At 42.1% G+C, this 17,277-nt stretch carries 9 protein-coding genes; 3 read left to right on the top strand and 6 right to left on the bottom strand.

Features of this window, described 5'->3' with window-relative positions; all coding sequences use genetic code 11:
• Window positions 1-4: 4 nt before the first annotated feature.
• From AC1DRQ_RS16810 to AC1DRQ_RS16800, 3 genes are read left to right on the top strand one after another with little or no spacing between them, the layout of a single operon-like run.
• Window positions 5-1,285, top strand: coding sequence for a condensation domain-containing protein (locus AC1DRQ_RS16810; protein ID WP_477425788.1), 1,281 nt, complete (start codon window positions 5-7; stop codon window positions 1,283-1,285).
• Window positions 1,282-2,553, top strand: coding sequence for a condensation domain-containing protein (locus AC1DRQ_RS16805; RefSeq protein ID WP_477425787.1), 1,272 nt, complete (start codon window positions 1,282-1,284; stop codon window positions 2,551-2,553). Before AC1DRQ_RS16810 ends, AC1DRQ_RS16805 begins: the two co-directional genes overlap by 4 nt.
• The gene (locus AC1DRQ_RS16800; protein WP_477425786.1) at window positions 2,546-3,073 is read left to right on the top strand and encodes a hypothetical protein; all 528 of its coding nucleotides are present in this window, start codon (window positions 2,546-2,548) and stop codon (window positions 3,071-3,073) included. The genes AC1DRQ_RS16805 and AC1DRQ_RS16800 overlap by 8 nt, the downstream gene beginning before the upstream one ends.
• Window positions 3,074-3,078: 5 nt before the next feature.
• Here AC1DRQ_RS16800 and AC1DRQ_RS16795 read toward each other — a convergent pair whose 3' ends face one another.
• From AC1DRQ_RS16795 to AC1DRQ_RS16770, 6 genes are all read right to left on the bottom strand, one after another.
• The gene (locus tag AC1DRQ_RS16795; protein ID WP_477425785.1) at window positions 3,079-6,372 is read right to left on the bottom strand and encodes a GH92 family glycosyl hydrolase; all 3,294 of its coding nucleotides are present in this window, start codon (window positions 6,370-6,372) and stop codon (window positions 3,079-3,081) included.
• 11 nt (window positions 6,373-6,383) lie between these two features.
• Complete coding sequence (locus AC1DRQ_RS16790; RefSeq protein WP_477425784.1) at window positions 6,384-7,511, bottom strand: acyltransferase family protein; 1,128 nt, start codon at window positions 7,509-7,511, stop codon at window positions 6,384-6,386.
• A 15-nt stretch (window positions 7,512-7,526) separates the two neighbouring features.
• Entirely contained in the window at window positions 7,527-10,478 is a 2,952-nt protein-coding gene (locus tag AC1DRQ_RS16785; RefSeq protein ID WP_477425783.1) for a beta-galactosidase, read from the bottom strand.
• Window positions 10,478-12,682 carry an alpha-N-acetylglucosaminidase gene (locus tag AC1DRQ_RS16780; protein WP_477425782.1) on the bottom strand — a complete coding sequence of 735 codons (2,205 nt, stop codon included), beginning with the start codon at window positions 12,680-12,682 and terminating at the stop codon, window positions 10,478-10,480. Before AC1DRQ_RS16780 ends, AC1DRQ_RS16785 begins: the two co-directional genes overlap by 1 nt.
• Window positions 12,683-12,927: 245 nt before the next feature.
• Window positions 12,928-14,403, bottom strand: a complete 1,476-nt coding sequence (locus tag AC1DRQ_RS16775; protein WP_477425781.1) for a RagB/SusD family nutrient uptake outer membrane protein — start codon at window positions 14,401-14,403, stop codon at window positions 12,928-12,930.
• Window positions 14,404-14,407: 4 nt separating this feature from the next.
• A partial coding sequence (locus AC1DRQ_RS16770; RefSeq protein WP_477425780.1) for a SusC/RagA family TonB-linked outer membrane protein occupies window positions 14,408-17,277 on the bottom strand: 2,870 nt, incomplete at its 5' end.

Below are 17,277 nucleotides of genomic sequence, written 5' to 3'. Positions count from 1 at the left end.
GGCTATGAGAAGAAAACTACTATTTGGCGAAAGAATGCTGCACGGCGATGGGAACACCCCTTTTAACGCGGTTATTCCGTTTAGGCTTCGGGGCGTTTTTTTTGAAGCTGACCTGCATCAGGCACTGGAAAAGTTACAGGAAAAACATCCCTGGCTAAATGCATTTGTAAAGGATGACGAAAAGCAAAGGCCCTGGTTTATTGTTGATGAGGCACAATCATTTAAAATTCCTGTCAGAATAGTAAAACGAACAGGAGATGATGATTGGCAAACAGAGTCACAAAAAGAATGGCACACACCGTTTGACACTGCAAAAGGGCCGCTTATACGCCTGGTATGGATAAAGGACGATGTTGTTTCAGATATGATATTTGTTATACATCATTGTTTATGTGATGGTGGTTCGGCCATGAGTATTTTAACCGAATTGCTGCAACTTTTGGATGACCCCAATGCCGATATAGGCAAAGAAGATCCGATAAAAGGGGTCGAAGATATTATTCCGCCAGCCATACTTAACAACAGAAAGAAACAAATAAAAGCGAAGCTGATCGGCGGATTAGCCACGTTGGTTCTGCGGCTTATCCCAGTTAAGAAAAATGGCGTCGACAGGAAAAACGATTACCTCATTCACTGGAAGTTTGACCAGGAATTGAGTAAAGATCTGGTTGTTTATTGCAAATCGGCAGGGATAACTGTAAATACCATGTTGTGCGGTGTGGTATTGAGTGCCTTTAAGCAAGTAAGGAAAGAGCAGGCGCATAACAAAGTATCCTGCCCGGTAGATATCCGTCGGTTTGCTCCCGAAATTAAAAAAGACCAGATCTTCGCATTTGGCTTAATGCTGGTGGTGTCGGCTTATCCTGGGCTTGATTTCTTAGATAATATAAAGGCCATGCAAAAACATGTCGATAAAAAATCGGCAAAGCTCGACCCATATGCAACTATGATGATGATGGAATCGGCCCATGCCTGCATGGATAATTTCACCAACCTTTTAAAAAATGGAAAATCAAGTAACGACTGTATGTTTTCCAATCTCGGCAAGATCGATATCCCCCATCAGTATCAATTATTTGAACTGGAAACCATATTCAGCCCTTCGGTAATTGGCCCGCTTGGTAATACTACTACGCTGGTTACCTCTACTTACAGGGGACATATGGATTTTTCTTTTATCGCCAGCGAAGGATTTATCCCTTATGAGGAAGCTCTGGCTATTAAGGATAAAATAACTTCGATCATTAAAGAACAGATTGGTCATGCAGTTATAGCCGTAGTATGAAAAGAAAACTGATGATGGTGGAAAGAATTATGCACGTAGATGCTACTACGCCGCTTAATTGTGTATTCACCGCAAAGATACATGGCAGTATAAATCCGGAGAACCTGCAAACCGCGCTTTTTAAAGTTCAGCATAAACACCCTCTCTTGCGTGTACGTATTGATGAAGATCAGGAAGGTGGGCCATATTTTATTCTGAATGACAGTGTTCGTATGATCCCTGTTCGTATAGCAGAGCGGTTCACAGATGATGATTGGCTAAAAGAGTCGGAAACAGAATGGTATAAGCTGTTTGATGGAGTAAATGAGCCACTGGCCAGGCTGGTTTGGGTACGGTCAGCAACGGTGTCTGAACTGCTATTGGTAATGCCGCATTGCGTTTGTGATGGAAGTACCTGCGTAGCCCTAATGCGTGAGATATTAAGTTTGTTGGATGATCCTGAGCAGGAACTTGAAGCTTATACTACATTTAATTCGGTAAAAGAATTAATGCCTGATACTTTTGACCGGGTTAAAAATGCCCGTAAAGCCCGGATATTTTCATTTTTAGGTAAGCTGTTTTTTCTGTTTAAAAACACCCGCAACAAATTTGGCAGCGGAAATAATTATGCACTGCACTGGAAACTTGATGAAGAACACACCCTTTCAATAACCGATGCTTGCAAAAATGCCGGCACCTCTGTACATGGTGCTTTGTGCATAGCTTTTATGAAAGCGTTTCAGCAAATAAGGGGCGATAAAGCCCGGGGAAAAGTTATCAGCCCGGTTGATATCAGGCGTTTTATTCCTGAAATAAAACAGGACACCATGTTTGCCTTTGCCCCCATAGTTGAGCTCACTATAGATAAGAAGCAGGATATTGATTTCTGGACCCTGGCCCGTAACATTAAAACCGACCTTACGAACAAAATTGAAGCCATGAACACCTATGAAATGTTATGGATGGGTGAATATATGCACGCGTCAGTTAACAGGATGGTTAAGTTTTTAAAGGCAACTGATGGTACGCATGATATTACCCTATCTAATATGGGCAGGTTGAATATCCCTGAAACTTACCGGTCATTTGAGCTGGAAACCATTTATAGTCCAACGGTTGCGTTTCCGTGGCGTAACCCTAATACATTGGTAACAACCACATTTAAAAACCGGATGGATTTTACATTCATGTCAAACGATGTATTTCTTGACAAAGCCGATGCTTTAAAGATAAAGACAGCAACAATGAAAATACTGTTTGCCAATTTACAGCAATTATCACATGCCTGATATCATTAAACAAGAAGCTAAAACTACATTAAAGCGGTTTCTGCGGAAAAAACTGCTGTACTATATTATTCCCAATATCTTTTTTAATGCCCTGATTGCTTATGCCAGTTTCACTAAATTAGGATATACTCATTTATTTGAAGGTGAACAAAGTCTGGCCAGGCTTACATTACCTATGTCGTTGTTTTTGCCCTTCATCCTCACTTTTGATATACTAAAAAAAACTATGCAAGCTATTGAACAAGGCGTAATTGACATGGTACTTGATGAAAGCCTGAATAAAAACAAATTCATTATGCAAATGGCTATCATCAATGGGTTGGGAACATTACTGCTGGTTTTGACTATAATGGTTTGTACGCAATTAAGCTTGCCCGCACATTATAAATTTAATGCAACCGGCATGGCTATTCTTGATGGCTCATTGGCTGCTCTATTTTCCATCACCTTTACTTATCTGCCAATTAAAAAACTAAAAAAATACCTGTTTAAGCAAACGGAAGTGCCCGTATCTGCTTAGGTCGTTTAGTTTTCCGGATGATCTTCAAAACTGACACGCTCCTTATTAAAAACCTCCATAACTTCATCGGCCGATAGTGGTTGAGCATAAACCTTTATGTTATCCATATAACCGTGAAACACCCTTTCTGAGGGAAATTCTTCATTGCGCCCTATTTGCCATTTGTTGGGTGTAGACAGGCTCACCGTTCCTTCAACTGTTGATGTACCACTTAATTTACCATCAATATAAACAAATAGGGTATTGCCATTACAAACACCTGCAATATGGTGCCAGTGTTGTTTCCAATCGGCCGGAAGATTTACAGTACAATCTCCCCTGCCCCAGCCACCTGCAAAAAAGGTAAGCGCTTTATTATTCATCATTTGTAAAACATGCGTATCGCCCTTGGTCAGCATATCCACAAGACCTGTTTCCTGTCCCTGCGGATAAACCCAGGCCATCATGGTAATGGTTTGCCCCATGTTATCCAGGTTTAGGGCATTTGGAACCTCAGCAAAACAATCATCACCCAATAATATCCTTTTCCCTGTTTGGTTTAACTCTGTCTTTGAGCGGATAATATGTGCATTATTATCAAAACCCGACCGATCTTTAATCAACTGATCTTTACCATTTGCAACGAATGACAAATCAAGCAGTAATGATGCGGTATTGTTATTATAAACCTTATATTTTGTTCCTGAGCTATCAACCCTGAGCACTTTAAGCCCCGTATTATGATCAATAAAACGGTGTTCCTGCATTTTACTTTCTCCCGGAGCAAGCTGTATATGGTCGGTATATAACAGGGAATCGTTCATGTTTACCGGGATGCTAAATTGCTGGTCTTTACCGGTCAGATTTTTTACGGTATAACTGATCCTTTGTTCCTGATTTTGCTGTATAAGCGGTTTAAGGGTAAGTCCCGATATTTCAAAAGGGTGTTTTACCTGCCCTGCAGGTTCAATAACCTCAATTGTAGTACCGCCCTTGCTATCCAGACCTACCTTTACTTTTCCTAACCGGTACAACCTGAAACTAATGGAATCGCTTATCGTGGCGCCTTGTTGAACAAGATAGTTTTTAGAAGCATTTTCTTTTCCATCAACATATAGTTTGATGTTCTTAGTACCAGGGGCACCATTATTTTTGAGTGTAAAATGCAGCCATAAAAGTTCATTAGGTTCTACTTTAGTTTTTTGCAGGTTGTATTTTAATAGCTGTATATCAACTGGTGTTTTAGTTTCTGACAAGGATATGGGATCTTTATCAGCAGGYCAGCGGTTAGGTGCACCTTTGCTCATGGTAAACTGCATCGTGCCCCCTTGTGTTATTAAGGAATGAGGTATCACCAACTGATCATGGGGTTTACCATTTATGGTTAATGACGCTATATATTTGTTTGCGGCAGATTGGTTTTTGCTTTCAATTACCCATGTTTTATGATTAGCTAAATGCAGCTTTACCGATTGAAATAATGGAGAACCTATGGCATATTGCGGTCGGCCGGGAGATACCGGAAAGATCCCCAGCGCATTAAATATATAGGCGCTTGACATGGCACCCAGGTCATCATTGCCGGGCAAGCCATCCGGACGGTTCTTATATCGCGATAACATAATATCCCTGCACCACTTTTGAGTAAGATCAGGACGGTTAGCTGAATTAAAAAGATAAGGCAAGTGTATAACAGTCTCGTTATCAAACAGTATTACATCATTCCTTAAAGCTGAATCTAAACGATTAGCAAAAGCCTCGTTGCCTCCCATCAGGTTTACCAGGTCTTTAGCATTATGGGGCACAAAATAAGAATATACCCATTTATCTCCTTCTTTATAGCCTGACATTCCCGGGTTGATCTTAAAATCCTTTCCTAATCGCGGGAGCAAAAACAAGCCTTCGGGGTAAAACAGGTTCCTGTAATTAAAGCCCCGTTGCCGCAAAAGCTGATAGTCGGGCTGGTTATGCATCACTTGTTTGGCATATTGGGATAATGCCCAATCGTCATAGGCATACTCTACCGTTCGGGTTACTGATTCCGAATTAGAATAAGGAACGTAGCCCATACGATGATAGATCTCCATGTCCTTTTGTACAAAAGGCGAATCAACGATGCTCTTCTTCATGGCCTCATAAGCCAGTGTTTTGTCAAAGCCGGTAATGCCTTTTAAATAGGCATCCACAATAATAGGCACCGAATGGTTGCCGGTCATGCTTTCGGTTGGTAAATGGCCGGTCTGCTTATAAATATCCAGCATGGATAAAATGATGTCGTTTTGCTTTTCAGGATACAGCAAACTCAACAGTGGGTGCAGCGAGCGGAAGGTATCCCAGGGCGAAAACCCTCCGTATTGATACTTTCCACTGGCGCGATGAACTACTCCGTCCTCTCCGCGATAACTGCCATCAACATCAGAAATTACCCATGGAATTAAAAGCGAATGGTAAAGTGCCGTATAAAATATGGTTTTATTAGCCTCACTGGTATCACTGATATCAACCGTTAATAACTGCTTTGCCCACTCACCCGATGTGCGTTTAGCAAGCGCATCAAAACTAAGCTTAGCTGTTTCTTTATAAATATTATTTTGCGCGCCGGCAAAGTTTACTGTTGATGTACTTAGTTTAATTTCAATAACCTTTGGGCTGGTAACAGCGTTTTTAAATGTAAACAGATAGCCATCTTTTACCTGCTTCTTTTCAATGTAATCTTCACTAAAATTAATTACCGTGTTTAAGACCTCTCCATGGATTACCCGGCCTGAAACAAGAGTAATGGTACCGGCATTACCTACAAAAACCTGAACCTTTGTTTTAACCGGGAAAGTAAAACGGAGCACACCGGTACGTGTAGCGGCGCTGGCTTCGGCAATGATATTGTTATCACTAAATTTTACTTTATAATAACCCGGCCGGGCTATTTCACTACGATGAGAAAAGCGACTTTTATACTGACCGGGTTCAAACTGTTTATTGCCGGTTACCGGCATAATGAACAAACGCCCGGCAGAACCCTCGGGAAAGCCGCTGTGATGCCCCAGGCAACTAAAATAATAAATAACCGAATCGGTATAATCATAGCCTTTTGCAACCCGGGTTTCGGGGCTTATCTGGATAAAGCCTGCCGGAGCCACAGCACCGGGATATGTGCCGCCATCGCCACCCCAATGGGTAAGTACACCACTTTTAGTAGTGCCTATAAAGGGATTTACATAGTGCAGATTTGTTTTTTCCTGCGCGTAAATATCAGTAACTGATAAGAGCAATATCAGCGAAAACAATATATACCTTATCCCAAAAAAAATTCTTTTAAACATAAAGCACAGGGTTATATTTTGATATAGATCTTCCTTTTATCCATCAGGTAGCCCACAAACCAGCACAACATCATATAGCACACTGCAAAAACCAGCGTACCGAATGCTCCCGGAAAAAGCGGCTGGTAAAATACCTGGTTTATCCAGTCGTAAAAACTTAAATTGGGTTTTACCCAAATGGTTGAAATTAAGGTGAATAATAACTCTGACAACAGATAAATGGCCAGTGAATTCCTGCCAAAAACCAGGAAAAGGTCTGTACCCCGTTTAACGTTCTTGATTTCGATAGCGTAGATCAATACACCGATAATCACCAGATCGATCCCGATAGTGAGCAATGTAAACGAGCTTGTCCATAGTTTTTTCGCGATCGGAAAAAATTGGCCCCAAAACAAGGCTGCGCCAATTAAAAATGCGCCGGCTATTAATAATTTGGCCACCGTTTCATAATTGCGGCCTTTACGCTGTATGTATGCACCAGCCAAATAACCACCTATTACATTTACAATACCTGTTAAGGTGCTCAACAAACCTTCAGGGTCAAATGCTATGGGACCGCCCTTATCATGATACAGGTGCGCATTACCTATAATTAAAATATCTAACCGGGTACCGGCATTACCCAGCATGGTAAACTCCTTACCCGGCTCTCCAAACAATAACAAAAACACCCAGTAACCCAATAAAAGCGCCGCCGAAATAATAAGTGCCGCTCTTTTGGAGCAATAATGAACGATAAGCGATCCAAAGAAATAACAAAGCGCGATACGTTGCAGTACGCCCATAATGCGGGTATTGGCCAGCGGATTAAGCGCCCATCCCCCAGCTTCGCGGTGAAAAAACGGGAACCAATACATCAGGTATCCCAATAAAAATATAATCAGCGTGCGCTTACCAATTTTGCGCAAAAAAGCTCCGTTGGTTTCAAACTTATTTTTTGAAAAGCTAAGCGCGTTCCCTACCGCGAACAGGAAGGATGGAAAAACAAGATCGGTAGGTGTAAAACCAAACCAGGCGGCATGATCAAGCGGCGCCCATTGTACCGCGCCAGAACCGGGAGCATTCACAATGATCATAAAGCATATCGTCATCCCCCTGAAAATATCGAGCGTTATAAATCTGTTATTCGCTAAAGTCATATAACTTTTATTTATTTAAAGTTTTCCTTGAAGTGTATAAACCACCCTGCCCGCCTCTTTTTCTAATCTGATGCTTACCCCATCAGGTCGTTTACCATTTTCGTCATAGATCACCAGTTGATTTATGCCAGTTTTTAACCAGCACTCCGGTATGTACATGCCAATGTTGCCAATTTTTTCGGGATAACGACCAAGGTTATGACCGTTTACCCATACCGAGCCATAACTCAACCCATCAGTATGTACACGCCATATCAGGTGTTTTCCTTTTGGCGCTGGCACGGCGAATTGCGACCGGAAAAATTGCGGCCCGGAAAATGTTATTTTGGGTGAAATTTTATTCCAACCAGTGGTTGCATTTGGATCACCCGGACCGCCGAACATTTTCCATCCGGATAATACCATGCCATCGCCAATACTGTTAATTTTTACCGGCTGATCTATCCCGCCTTCATTCGAATGGTTTTCGATAAACAAAGTAAGGGTGATTGGCTTTTTGAGGATCTCCGCATCATTAACCTCAACCGCGAATGGCGAGTTCCAGCCTTTGTGCTGTGCTACCTGTTTACCATTAATAAATACGGTAGCATCTTCATCAACGCTTCTGAAATTGATCATCAATTTTGAAGGGCCGCCTTCGGTTATAGGAATAATGGTTTGAAACCAGCCGTAACCCTCCTGTTTATTAAATACATCATCGCCGATCTTGTATTTTTTCCATTGAACAGTATCAAATGCGGGAATTGTATTCTTTRAATCCGCTGCCTTTTCAGCCTTTATAAAATACCAGTTTGTGGTGGCAGAGATAAAAGGGCCTCCTTTTTTAAGCTGGACCTGGCCTGATAAGCCTTTTTTGTCCACGTCGGTAATTGCCCCCATATATGCAGCCAGCTTATCGCGACCATCATGCGCGGTAAATACGGCCAAAGTATGTTTGCCTTTTTCTATATCGAGCGTTACCTCTCCATCACGGATCTTCCAACGTGCTGACTGCTTGCCGTCAATAAAAGCTGTGGCCCTGTCACCGCCATCAACCTGCATGGTGTATTTACCTGATGATGGAACATCTAATTTGGTACGATACCAGGCATTGGCAGTAATATTATCATCAGCGCCCATTTGCATAGGATTAGCTGAACTGAACCAATCTTTATCATCGTAACCAGGTAAAGCATAAACAGCAGCATTTTTGTTTTGCCATGCAGATAAATTAATAGTTGAGCTTGAATTTATATCATTCTGATAAACAGTAGATAATACAAATGAACTCTTATCTGAATACAACCTGATCTGACCGTCTTTTTTAGCCATCAAAGGATATTCGGCATTTGCCAGCAGCTGTTTGTTTTGCACTTTAACTTCTCCAAGGTACGATGCTCCGCTGATAATAGCATTTGATCCGGGTATTTCAGCAATCCAGGTTTTGTCCATACCCTGTGCATCAGATACCAAAATTCGGACACGCTGGCCGGAAACTTCAAATGTATATTCTGCAGGGTTATCGGTTTGATGTTGGGGAGCTATAAGGCTGATGTTGCCATTTGTTATTCTAAACCCCGGTGCTCCTTTAACTATCGTTGGCTTCCCGCTTACTTTAAAATAAAGTGATGCAGGATTGCTCTTTGTGGTTTCAACCAAAATGGTGGTAGTATTCCCTTGTTTTACCAATCCGTAAATACGTGTAAGTGCCCAATTAAGGGTAATTGCTTTGCTAATGGTAAAATTATGTACCAGCGGATATATCTCGCCGGGAGCTATTGTTATGTTTGATGCTGGTATCGCGGCATCTGCCCTAATAGTAGCTTTAACCGTATTTGTGCCCGGATTATCCAGAAAGATAAGGTCACCCGCATTGCCGGATCGAGAGGTTACTTTTACCCCCTTATCAGCAGTTATGTTTTTATAAGATGCAGTCGCGTCAGTACTGTTTTCTAATATATACTGAAAGCTGCATGCAAATGTGGCAGCACGTTTAAACGAATAATAAATGGGACGCAGATCACCCGCCTGACCGATAGCCGCTCCATAATCGTACGAAGCTGCATCCTCATCATTATTGGTATAGCCAAAGTTTGATCCGCCATGTGCCATATAGTAATTATACCCTCCGCCTCCATGTGCTATTATTTTCCATGTACGCCTGTCATACAAAGCCGAATCGGTTAGCTTAGCGCCATACTGGGAATACCACACACTCCAAAACTCGGTAGAGAACCAGGGATTGGGTCTTGCGGTATCATCCAGCGTATCATCGCCTGCCGGGTCGCTGGCATGGTGAAGACCACTGAAAAAGTATGGCACCTGCAGGCCCATACTCAGAGCCTTGCTTTGCAAACGCTTAAAGTAATTATCGGGCATTATGGTTCCCCAGCCGTTGTTATGCTCATTTTCCAGCTGAACCATGATCACCGCTCCGCCTTTGTTGATCTGTTGGTTGCATACAATAGGCAAGAGCTTGTCAAAAAACCGGTCGACGTATTTTTCAAACTCCTCGTTATCTTCCCTTACCCTTAAGCCTGGTTTAAATTTTAGCCATATCGGATAACCTCCAAGATCCCACTCGGCACAATAATACGGTCCGACACGAACAATGGCGTACATACCTAAGTCTTTAACCATCTTTAAAAATGCGTTCAGGTCATGATCGCCGGTGAAGTTGAACTTGCCTTCCTGCGGTTCATGGAAATTCCACAGGGTGTATATCTCCACACAGTTAAAACCCGCGCGTTTTAAACGCAGCAAACGATCATGCCATAGCTGATGTGGTACCCTCGCATATTCCATACCAGCAGAGGCCAGGAAAGTGCGCTTATCATTTATTAAAAAGCCTTTATTGTCAAAATCAATAAACGGCTTAGCTGATGCCTGAGCTGGGAATATATGGTCATTAATTGCCTGGCTGTAAACTGTGGTACGGCAAACAGCTAAAGCAATAATTAAAAGTATAATATAATTACGCCTGTTCATTACTGCTGGTTATAAGCTTGCTGAATTACACTGTTATACTTTTCAAATAACTGCTTTGAGAGGTTAACCGCATTGCCGCTGATGGTATTAGGATAGGCATTATCATGTTTGTTTACCCATTGCCATTCCCAATCCTTTACCTGCTTATCAAAAGCTTTACCATCAAATTCAGTACCTGCCGACAAGGATTTATCTAACTGGCTAAAAAATAACACCCAACGCTGTTTGTAATAGCCTTTGATAAGTCCGGCCCATTGGCGATTGGAATATTCGCTTAAGCCGCTTTCTTTATCGCCCCAAAGCGTAACCAGATCGCGGGCATTAAGTTCATACAGGTTCTTTTCCTTTTCGGTTATACCGTTAGCCCTTGCTTCATTGATCCATTTACCCAGCAGAAAATCCTTACGTGTGCTTAGTAAAGCATCCATATCATCCATCAGTTGTAAAAACTGTGTACTGTATAGCTTAAAGTGTTCCTTATCCTTGCTTTTGTAAGCATTTGCCATTTTTTGCTGCAGCGGACTTGCATAGTTTGCTAATACCTGCCGGGTTATATCAACCAGATCATATTGAAAACCATCGCTTTGTTTCAGGCTATCAGAGGCATTTATAAACATGCCCCAGGCTTTAACCAATTGTGTCGGATCATAATCCAATTTAGTAAGTACCCTGTCGATACTTTTTTTCATGGTAGGCCGGGCCACGATGATAGATTCTTGCCCACCCTCGGTCAAACCGCCGGAGTAAACGGTATTCAGCAGAATATGCCATGCTTCATTAATCTGACTGTTGCTTTGTCCATAACGCCTTTGAGCGTAGTTCACGAGCCATTTATCTACATCAATTGGCGTATCGTTCCATACATTCTCCAACATCAATGCAAACAAAGCCGGGTTTTGTTCGATACCCTCAGGAGTGATGCCTATGCCTCGCATATTTTTTGATTCGGGATCATGCAGGGCTATGGCTGGATCGGCAGCTACGTGACGCATACGGCCAAACAGGCTTATGTTGCCACCAAAATTTTGCAACATGCTCCATATCCAGGGTTTGCCATAATAGGCTTCGGTGCGGTTCCATACCGGGTGTGCATCGCTGTACAGATCTAAAACGATCATTTGTTCGTTTGGTACTGCATTTAACAGGGCCTTGATCTGCTGCGGCTGCCAGAATTTGTTGTTATAGTGAAACATCCACCCCTGCATTACCCATATAGCTTTCGGATCGGCAGCTGCCATAGAGTTGAACACCTTTTTACTCATACCATCCAGATAGGTGGAATCGTTTGTTGGTGGTACATTTTCGTTAAAGGTATCGGCAGAGTACAAATGATCTGTACCAAACTCTTTTGTTTGTACCTCTATATATTTTTTACCGATGGTCTCAAACATCGGATCGTCAGGGTCAAGGATATATACATCGGGGAAACCGGCGTCCCAGTTGGTCTTTTTTACTTTTGCGCCAGGAAATTTATCTTTAAATGAAGGCGGAACATGCCCTGTAAATGAAGACAATACAGGCTTCATCCCGAATGAGCGTTCACGCTCCAGTATTTTCTTTTGTAACTCTTTGTGTGAGTCCATCCAATGCTGTGGCAATGGGCCACCCCAGGCATCAATGTTACCCATCCAAAACCAGGCAAAATAAGCCGGACCGCTAAAAAACTCATCGAGTTGTTTATCAGTAAAACCCATGCTTTTATATACATTTTGCCAAACGGCTTCTTCGCCAGTTATAGCCAGCGGCAGGTTAATGCCGTTTAAAGCCATCCAGTCAATTTCTTTTTGCCAGCGTTCCCAATCCCACCAGGCCATGGAGTAGTTATAGGTACAATAGTTTAAATAATAACGGTATTGATAAGGTGTAATTTTATGTACCAGGCTTTTGACCATTGGCAAAGTTGCCGGTAAGTTAAGGTTGGTACCGTTCCAGCCGATATCGCAGAAGCAATAATTTTTAAGGTAGTAATTTAGCGCCGACGCTATGGATAAGCCATTGTTACCCCGCAAAACTATTTTACCATCCCTGCTATCCAGCTCAAAAACATCCTTACCGTTTTGTTGTGGAATGGTTTCTATTATAAATGAACTGCTTTTACCCGGAATAATGCGCTCAATAAAAGCAATTGAAGCCTTCTGATCAACCTGGGCATTGGCTTTTAAAGCAAATGTAATGACAATAAATACAAGTAAACATTTTTTCATTTAGCAGTATGCAATGTGTTTGTTATTGAAGATAAAACAGTATTGTCATTTCGAACAAGGAACGAGGAGAAATCTTATAAAATATGCAAAGTGAACTTTACAGGTACAGATTGTATAAGATTCCTCTCTTCGTTCGAAATGACAATTTTCTTTAATCAGTTTGCCCATAAAATGCCGACAACCAGAACAAAGCACTCTTTTAAAGAATTTTTATCCTGGTTGCCGGCAAATCATTTTATCAGGTTTTAAAAGTTAGGATTTTGTTTTAAAACACCTTTACTCTTGTCAATTTCAACCTGTGGAATTGGATAATAGTAATGTTTAGGACGGATAAAAACAACGTTTTTATTTTTGTCTATCGGTGCTTTGGATACAGACGAGTTATAGATAGCTGCAATATCAACTATTTTGTCCTTATCCCAACGCATAAGATCCTGATGACGCTCGCCTTCGCCTGCAAGTTCCATACGACGCTCGTGAATCAGCTCCTTCATGCCCGCGCCCGCAACAGGTTTCAATAAAGGTGAAGCCCTATGCCTGATCTGGTTAATTAAAGCATCGCCTGCACCTGCACCTTTAGTGCGGATCAGTGCTTCGGCAACCAGGAGGTAAATATCGGCTGAGCGCATTAAAGGTACCGCGAAGGTATGATCAACACCACCGCCTTCATTTGCCGAGTTAAATACGGCATATTTACGGAAAGAGAAACCCGTTGCCGACAGATCGGATGTAAATGTGGTTAACCCTTTGCCATCTCCTAAGTCTACTTTGTCGCCAACACTTAACAGCGTAGCCTGTTTGCGCGGATCGTTGGCCTCAAATTCATCGGCAAGCCCTTGTAGTGGCTGGCTAAAACCATAACCACCCCATGGACGTGGAATATAATAAATTGTAAAATCGTTTTGTATTACATTTTGTACTGCCTGTATAGACAATAATATTTCCTTGCCGCTTTCATTGGCACGCGTAAAGTTATCCTGATAATTGGCAGCCAGCGCATAGTTAGCATTGGATATTACCTGGTTTCCCGTAGCAATTGCTTCAGGGAATTTCTCCCAGTACATATATAGTTTAGTTAAAAATCCCAGGGCAGTACCTTTGCTTACACGGCCACGATCTGCCGGGCCATAGCTTTCAGGAAGCAGGCTTACAGCCTGTTTCAAGTCTGATTCTATCTGCTTGCGCACGTCCTCAATAGGCGATTTAGGCACATTGAAATTTTGTTTGGAATAATCATCCTCGGTAATGATAGGCACATCGCCATAAATTACCATTAGACGCCAGTAGCCAAAAGCTCTGAAAAAATAAGCCTCGCCCATGCTGCGTGTTTTAATAGCCGCATCAATCTGAGTAATTTTGGGAATATTAAGAATGCAATTAGTCGACCGGTTTACTGTTTCATATTTCCATTTCCAGCTGTAGTTAACCTGCGCGTTTGATGCATCATAAGTTAAGTTCTCAATAGCTTCATCTTCGCTATGGTCGCCAGAGCGCCAGTAATCATCAGATGCCACGTCAAAAGTTGTTTCGGCGTGGGCTATATAATCCTCACCTTCCAGCAAGCTGTATATACCGGTTATGGCATTTACGGCATCGGCCTGGTTCCTGAAATAATTATCTGTATTGTAAACGCCCTTTTGTTGCAGATCAAGCGCTTTTTTACAACCTGTGGCTGATAATAATGCCAGGGCTGCTATATATAATATTTTTTTCGATTTCATGGCGTTATAGTTTTGCTGTTATACCAAAAGTTATTGTGCGTACAGAAGGGTACTGAGCCACATCTACACCTCTTTGTCTGTTACCATCTGTGTAACCCAATTCAGGTGTATAGCCTTTGTAGTTGGTTATGAAAAACATATTTTGACCTGAAGCATATATCCTTACACTGCTTAACGCTGCTTTTTGTGTCCAAAGTGACGGCAGGGTATAACCAATGGTTACATTGCGAAGGCTGAAATAGTTACCGCTTTCAACAAACAGATCAGAAGTGCGGTAGTTGTCATTCGCGCGGTCAAGTGACATGCGTGGAATGGTGTTACTGGTACCCGGCCCTGTCCAGCGACCTAATGTCTCGGCGTACAAGTTAAACGGATAGGTTGGGTCAATACCCTGCATCCTGTCGGCATTGTACAGGCTTACACCAAATACACCGGTAAAGTTTGCCGAAAGGTCAAAACCTTTGTAAGATACGCTGCCCTGTAAACCTGCTGTAACATTCGGATTAGGGTTACCTAAGTTAGTGCGATCATTACCATCAATTAAACCATTGCCGTCCAGATCAAGGAAACGTACGTCGCCTGGTTTAATATTGCCTTTGCGCGGATCGTTTTTCAAAGCGGGATCATTGTCAACATCGGCCTGAGTTTGGTATAAGCCATTAGTTTTCCACCCGTAGAACGACGCGATTGGCTGACCCTGGTATGTTCTGGATATCTCCTGGCTCGAACGACCATAAACTACTGAGCCTATGAAGGTGCCAGGTCCGTTAAGCTGCGTAACCTTGTTTTTAATAAACGATGCGTTTGCCCCTATCGAAAACTTCACCTTATCGCCACCCTGGTAGTTTACTTCCGCTTCAATACCTTTATTATTCATGGTACCAATATTCTGATCGGGAATAGCAACTAACCCTGTTGTACCTACTACAGGTGGGGGTATCAGCATATCTTTAGTGTTTTTATTAAAATAGGTTACGGTTGTATTTAACTGATTATTTAAGAAACCAGCCTCTAAACTTACATTGGCCATTGATGCCCGTTCCCAGGTAATACCAGGATTAGCGATCCTGGTAATAGCCGAACCACTTACACCATTGCCGCCAAAAGCATAGCCACCATTGCCGTAGGTATTATTTATCTGTATGATATTTACGTATTGAAAAGGATCAACATTCTGGTTACCCAGTTCACCCCAGCCACCTGTCAGTTTTAGGTTGCTGATCCAAGTGATGTTTTTGATAAATTGCTCGTTTGATAACCGCCAACCTAATGAAAAAGCTGGGAAATAACCCCATTTTTTTCCAGTGGCAAATTTTGAGGAACCATCTGCACGGAAAGTTACAGTAGCCAGGAACCTACCGTCATAATCATAAAAAGCACGTCCGAAACCTGATTCAAGTGCGTACAGATCAGGTATAATATTGGAATTGAACTGCTGTGTTCCGTTATTAAGAAAACGCTGATCTACATCGGTATCATCATAACCTGATCTTGATGCGTTAAACCCATATTCTTTAAAGTTTTGATAGGAGAAACCACCGGTTAATGTCAAATGATGTTTGCCAAAGGTTTTATCATATGTCAAAAATGACTCAAGCAATTGTGATGATAATTCACCTTCGGTTTGAGTTAAGGTAGATGTTGGATTTTGACGTGCCTGGTTTACATCGGCTATACCAAAATTATATCCGCGATTAATGGTACCATCAAAAGCATAATTAACTCTAAGTTTTAGTTCCTTTAAAAACGAGATCTCGGCAAAGGCGTTAATTAATGCACGGTATTTTTTGGTGTAACGATCAGTTTCTTGTATAGTAGCATAAGGGCTATTGATATCGCCAAGCTGATTTGCAAACGCTTTTGACGTACCAAACGTACCATCAGGGTTTACCAAAGGTATAGCCGGGTTAAAGCGTAATGCCGAGAAAACAAGCCCGGTTTGTGAACTTTGGGTATCAAAGCCGTTATTATCAGCATAAGTTAACTGCACATTTTCGCCCAGTTTAAACCAGGGCTTTACTTTGTGCTCAGAGTTGATCCTGAGGCTGTAGCGCTTAAAGTCGCTTTTATCAATGATGCCCTTTTCATTATAAATGGAAGTAGAAAAATAATAATTAGATACATCATTACCTCCCTGTATGTTAACATCGCCATTAGTTACATGGCCTGTTCCCATTATGGCACGCTGCCAGTCGGTTCTTTGCGTAGCGTAATAACTATCATTCCATGGTTCACCAATATCAGCCCCATCATTGGCATAACGCTCTCTTTTAAGATCATATAATTGAGGCGCCGTAAGTAACTTTATATATTTTGTTGAGTTTGAAAAACCATTGTAAAAGTTAACCGTAGTACCCAGCTTTTGGTTATAAGTACCCTTTTTGGTTGTAACCAAAACTACGCCATTTGCTGCTCTTGTACCGTAAATAGCACTTGCAGAAGCATCTTTCAAAATATCAACCGAAGCAATATCGTTCGGGTTAATATCGCTTAAAGCATCGGGGTTACTTGTTGGAACACCATCAATAACCACAAGAGGGTTAGCATCATTAAGGGTACCTGTTCCTCTGATGCGGATACTTGGGGCAGTGCCTGGCGAGCCATCGTTACGTACAATGTTTACACCACTCGCACGTCCGGTCAGGGCTTGTGCCGCGCTACTTACAGGCTGATTTTGCAAATCGGCCCCTTTAACGCTTGCTACCGATCCGGTGAGGTCAACCTTTTTACTGGTACCATAACCAACCACTACCACCTCATTTAATGCAGATGGCAGGGCCTCCATAGTAATGGTTAAACTTTGGTTACCGCTAATGGGGACTATTTTTTTGGCGTACCCGATGTAGGTTAACTCCAGTACGCCATTGTCAGGGG

Source organism: Mucilaginibacter sp. P4_E8 (assembly GCF_056401495.1).
The sequence above is the reverse complement of the archived record's forward strand: the minus strand, read 5'-3'. Positions and strand labels throughout refer to the sequence as shown.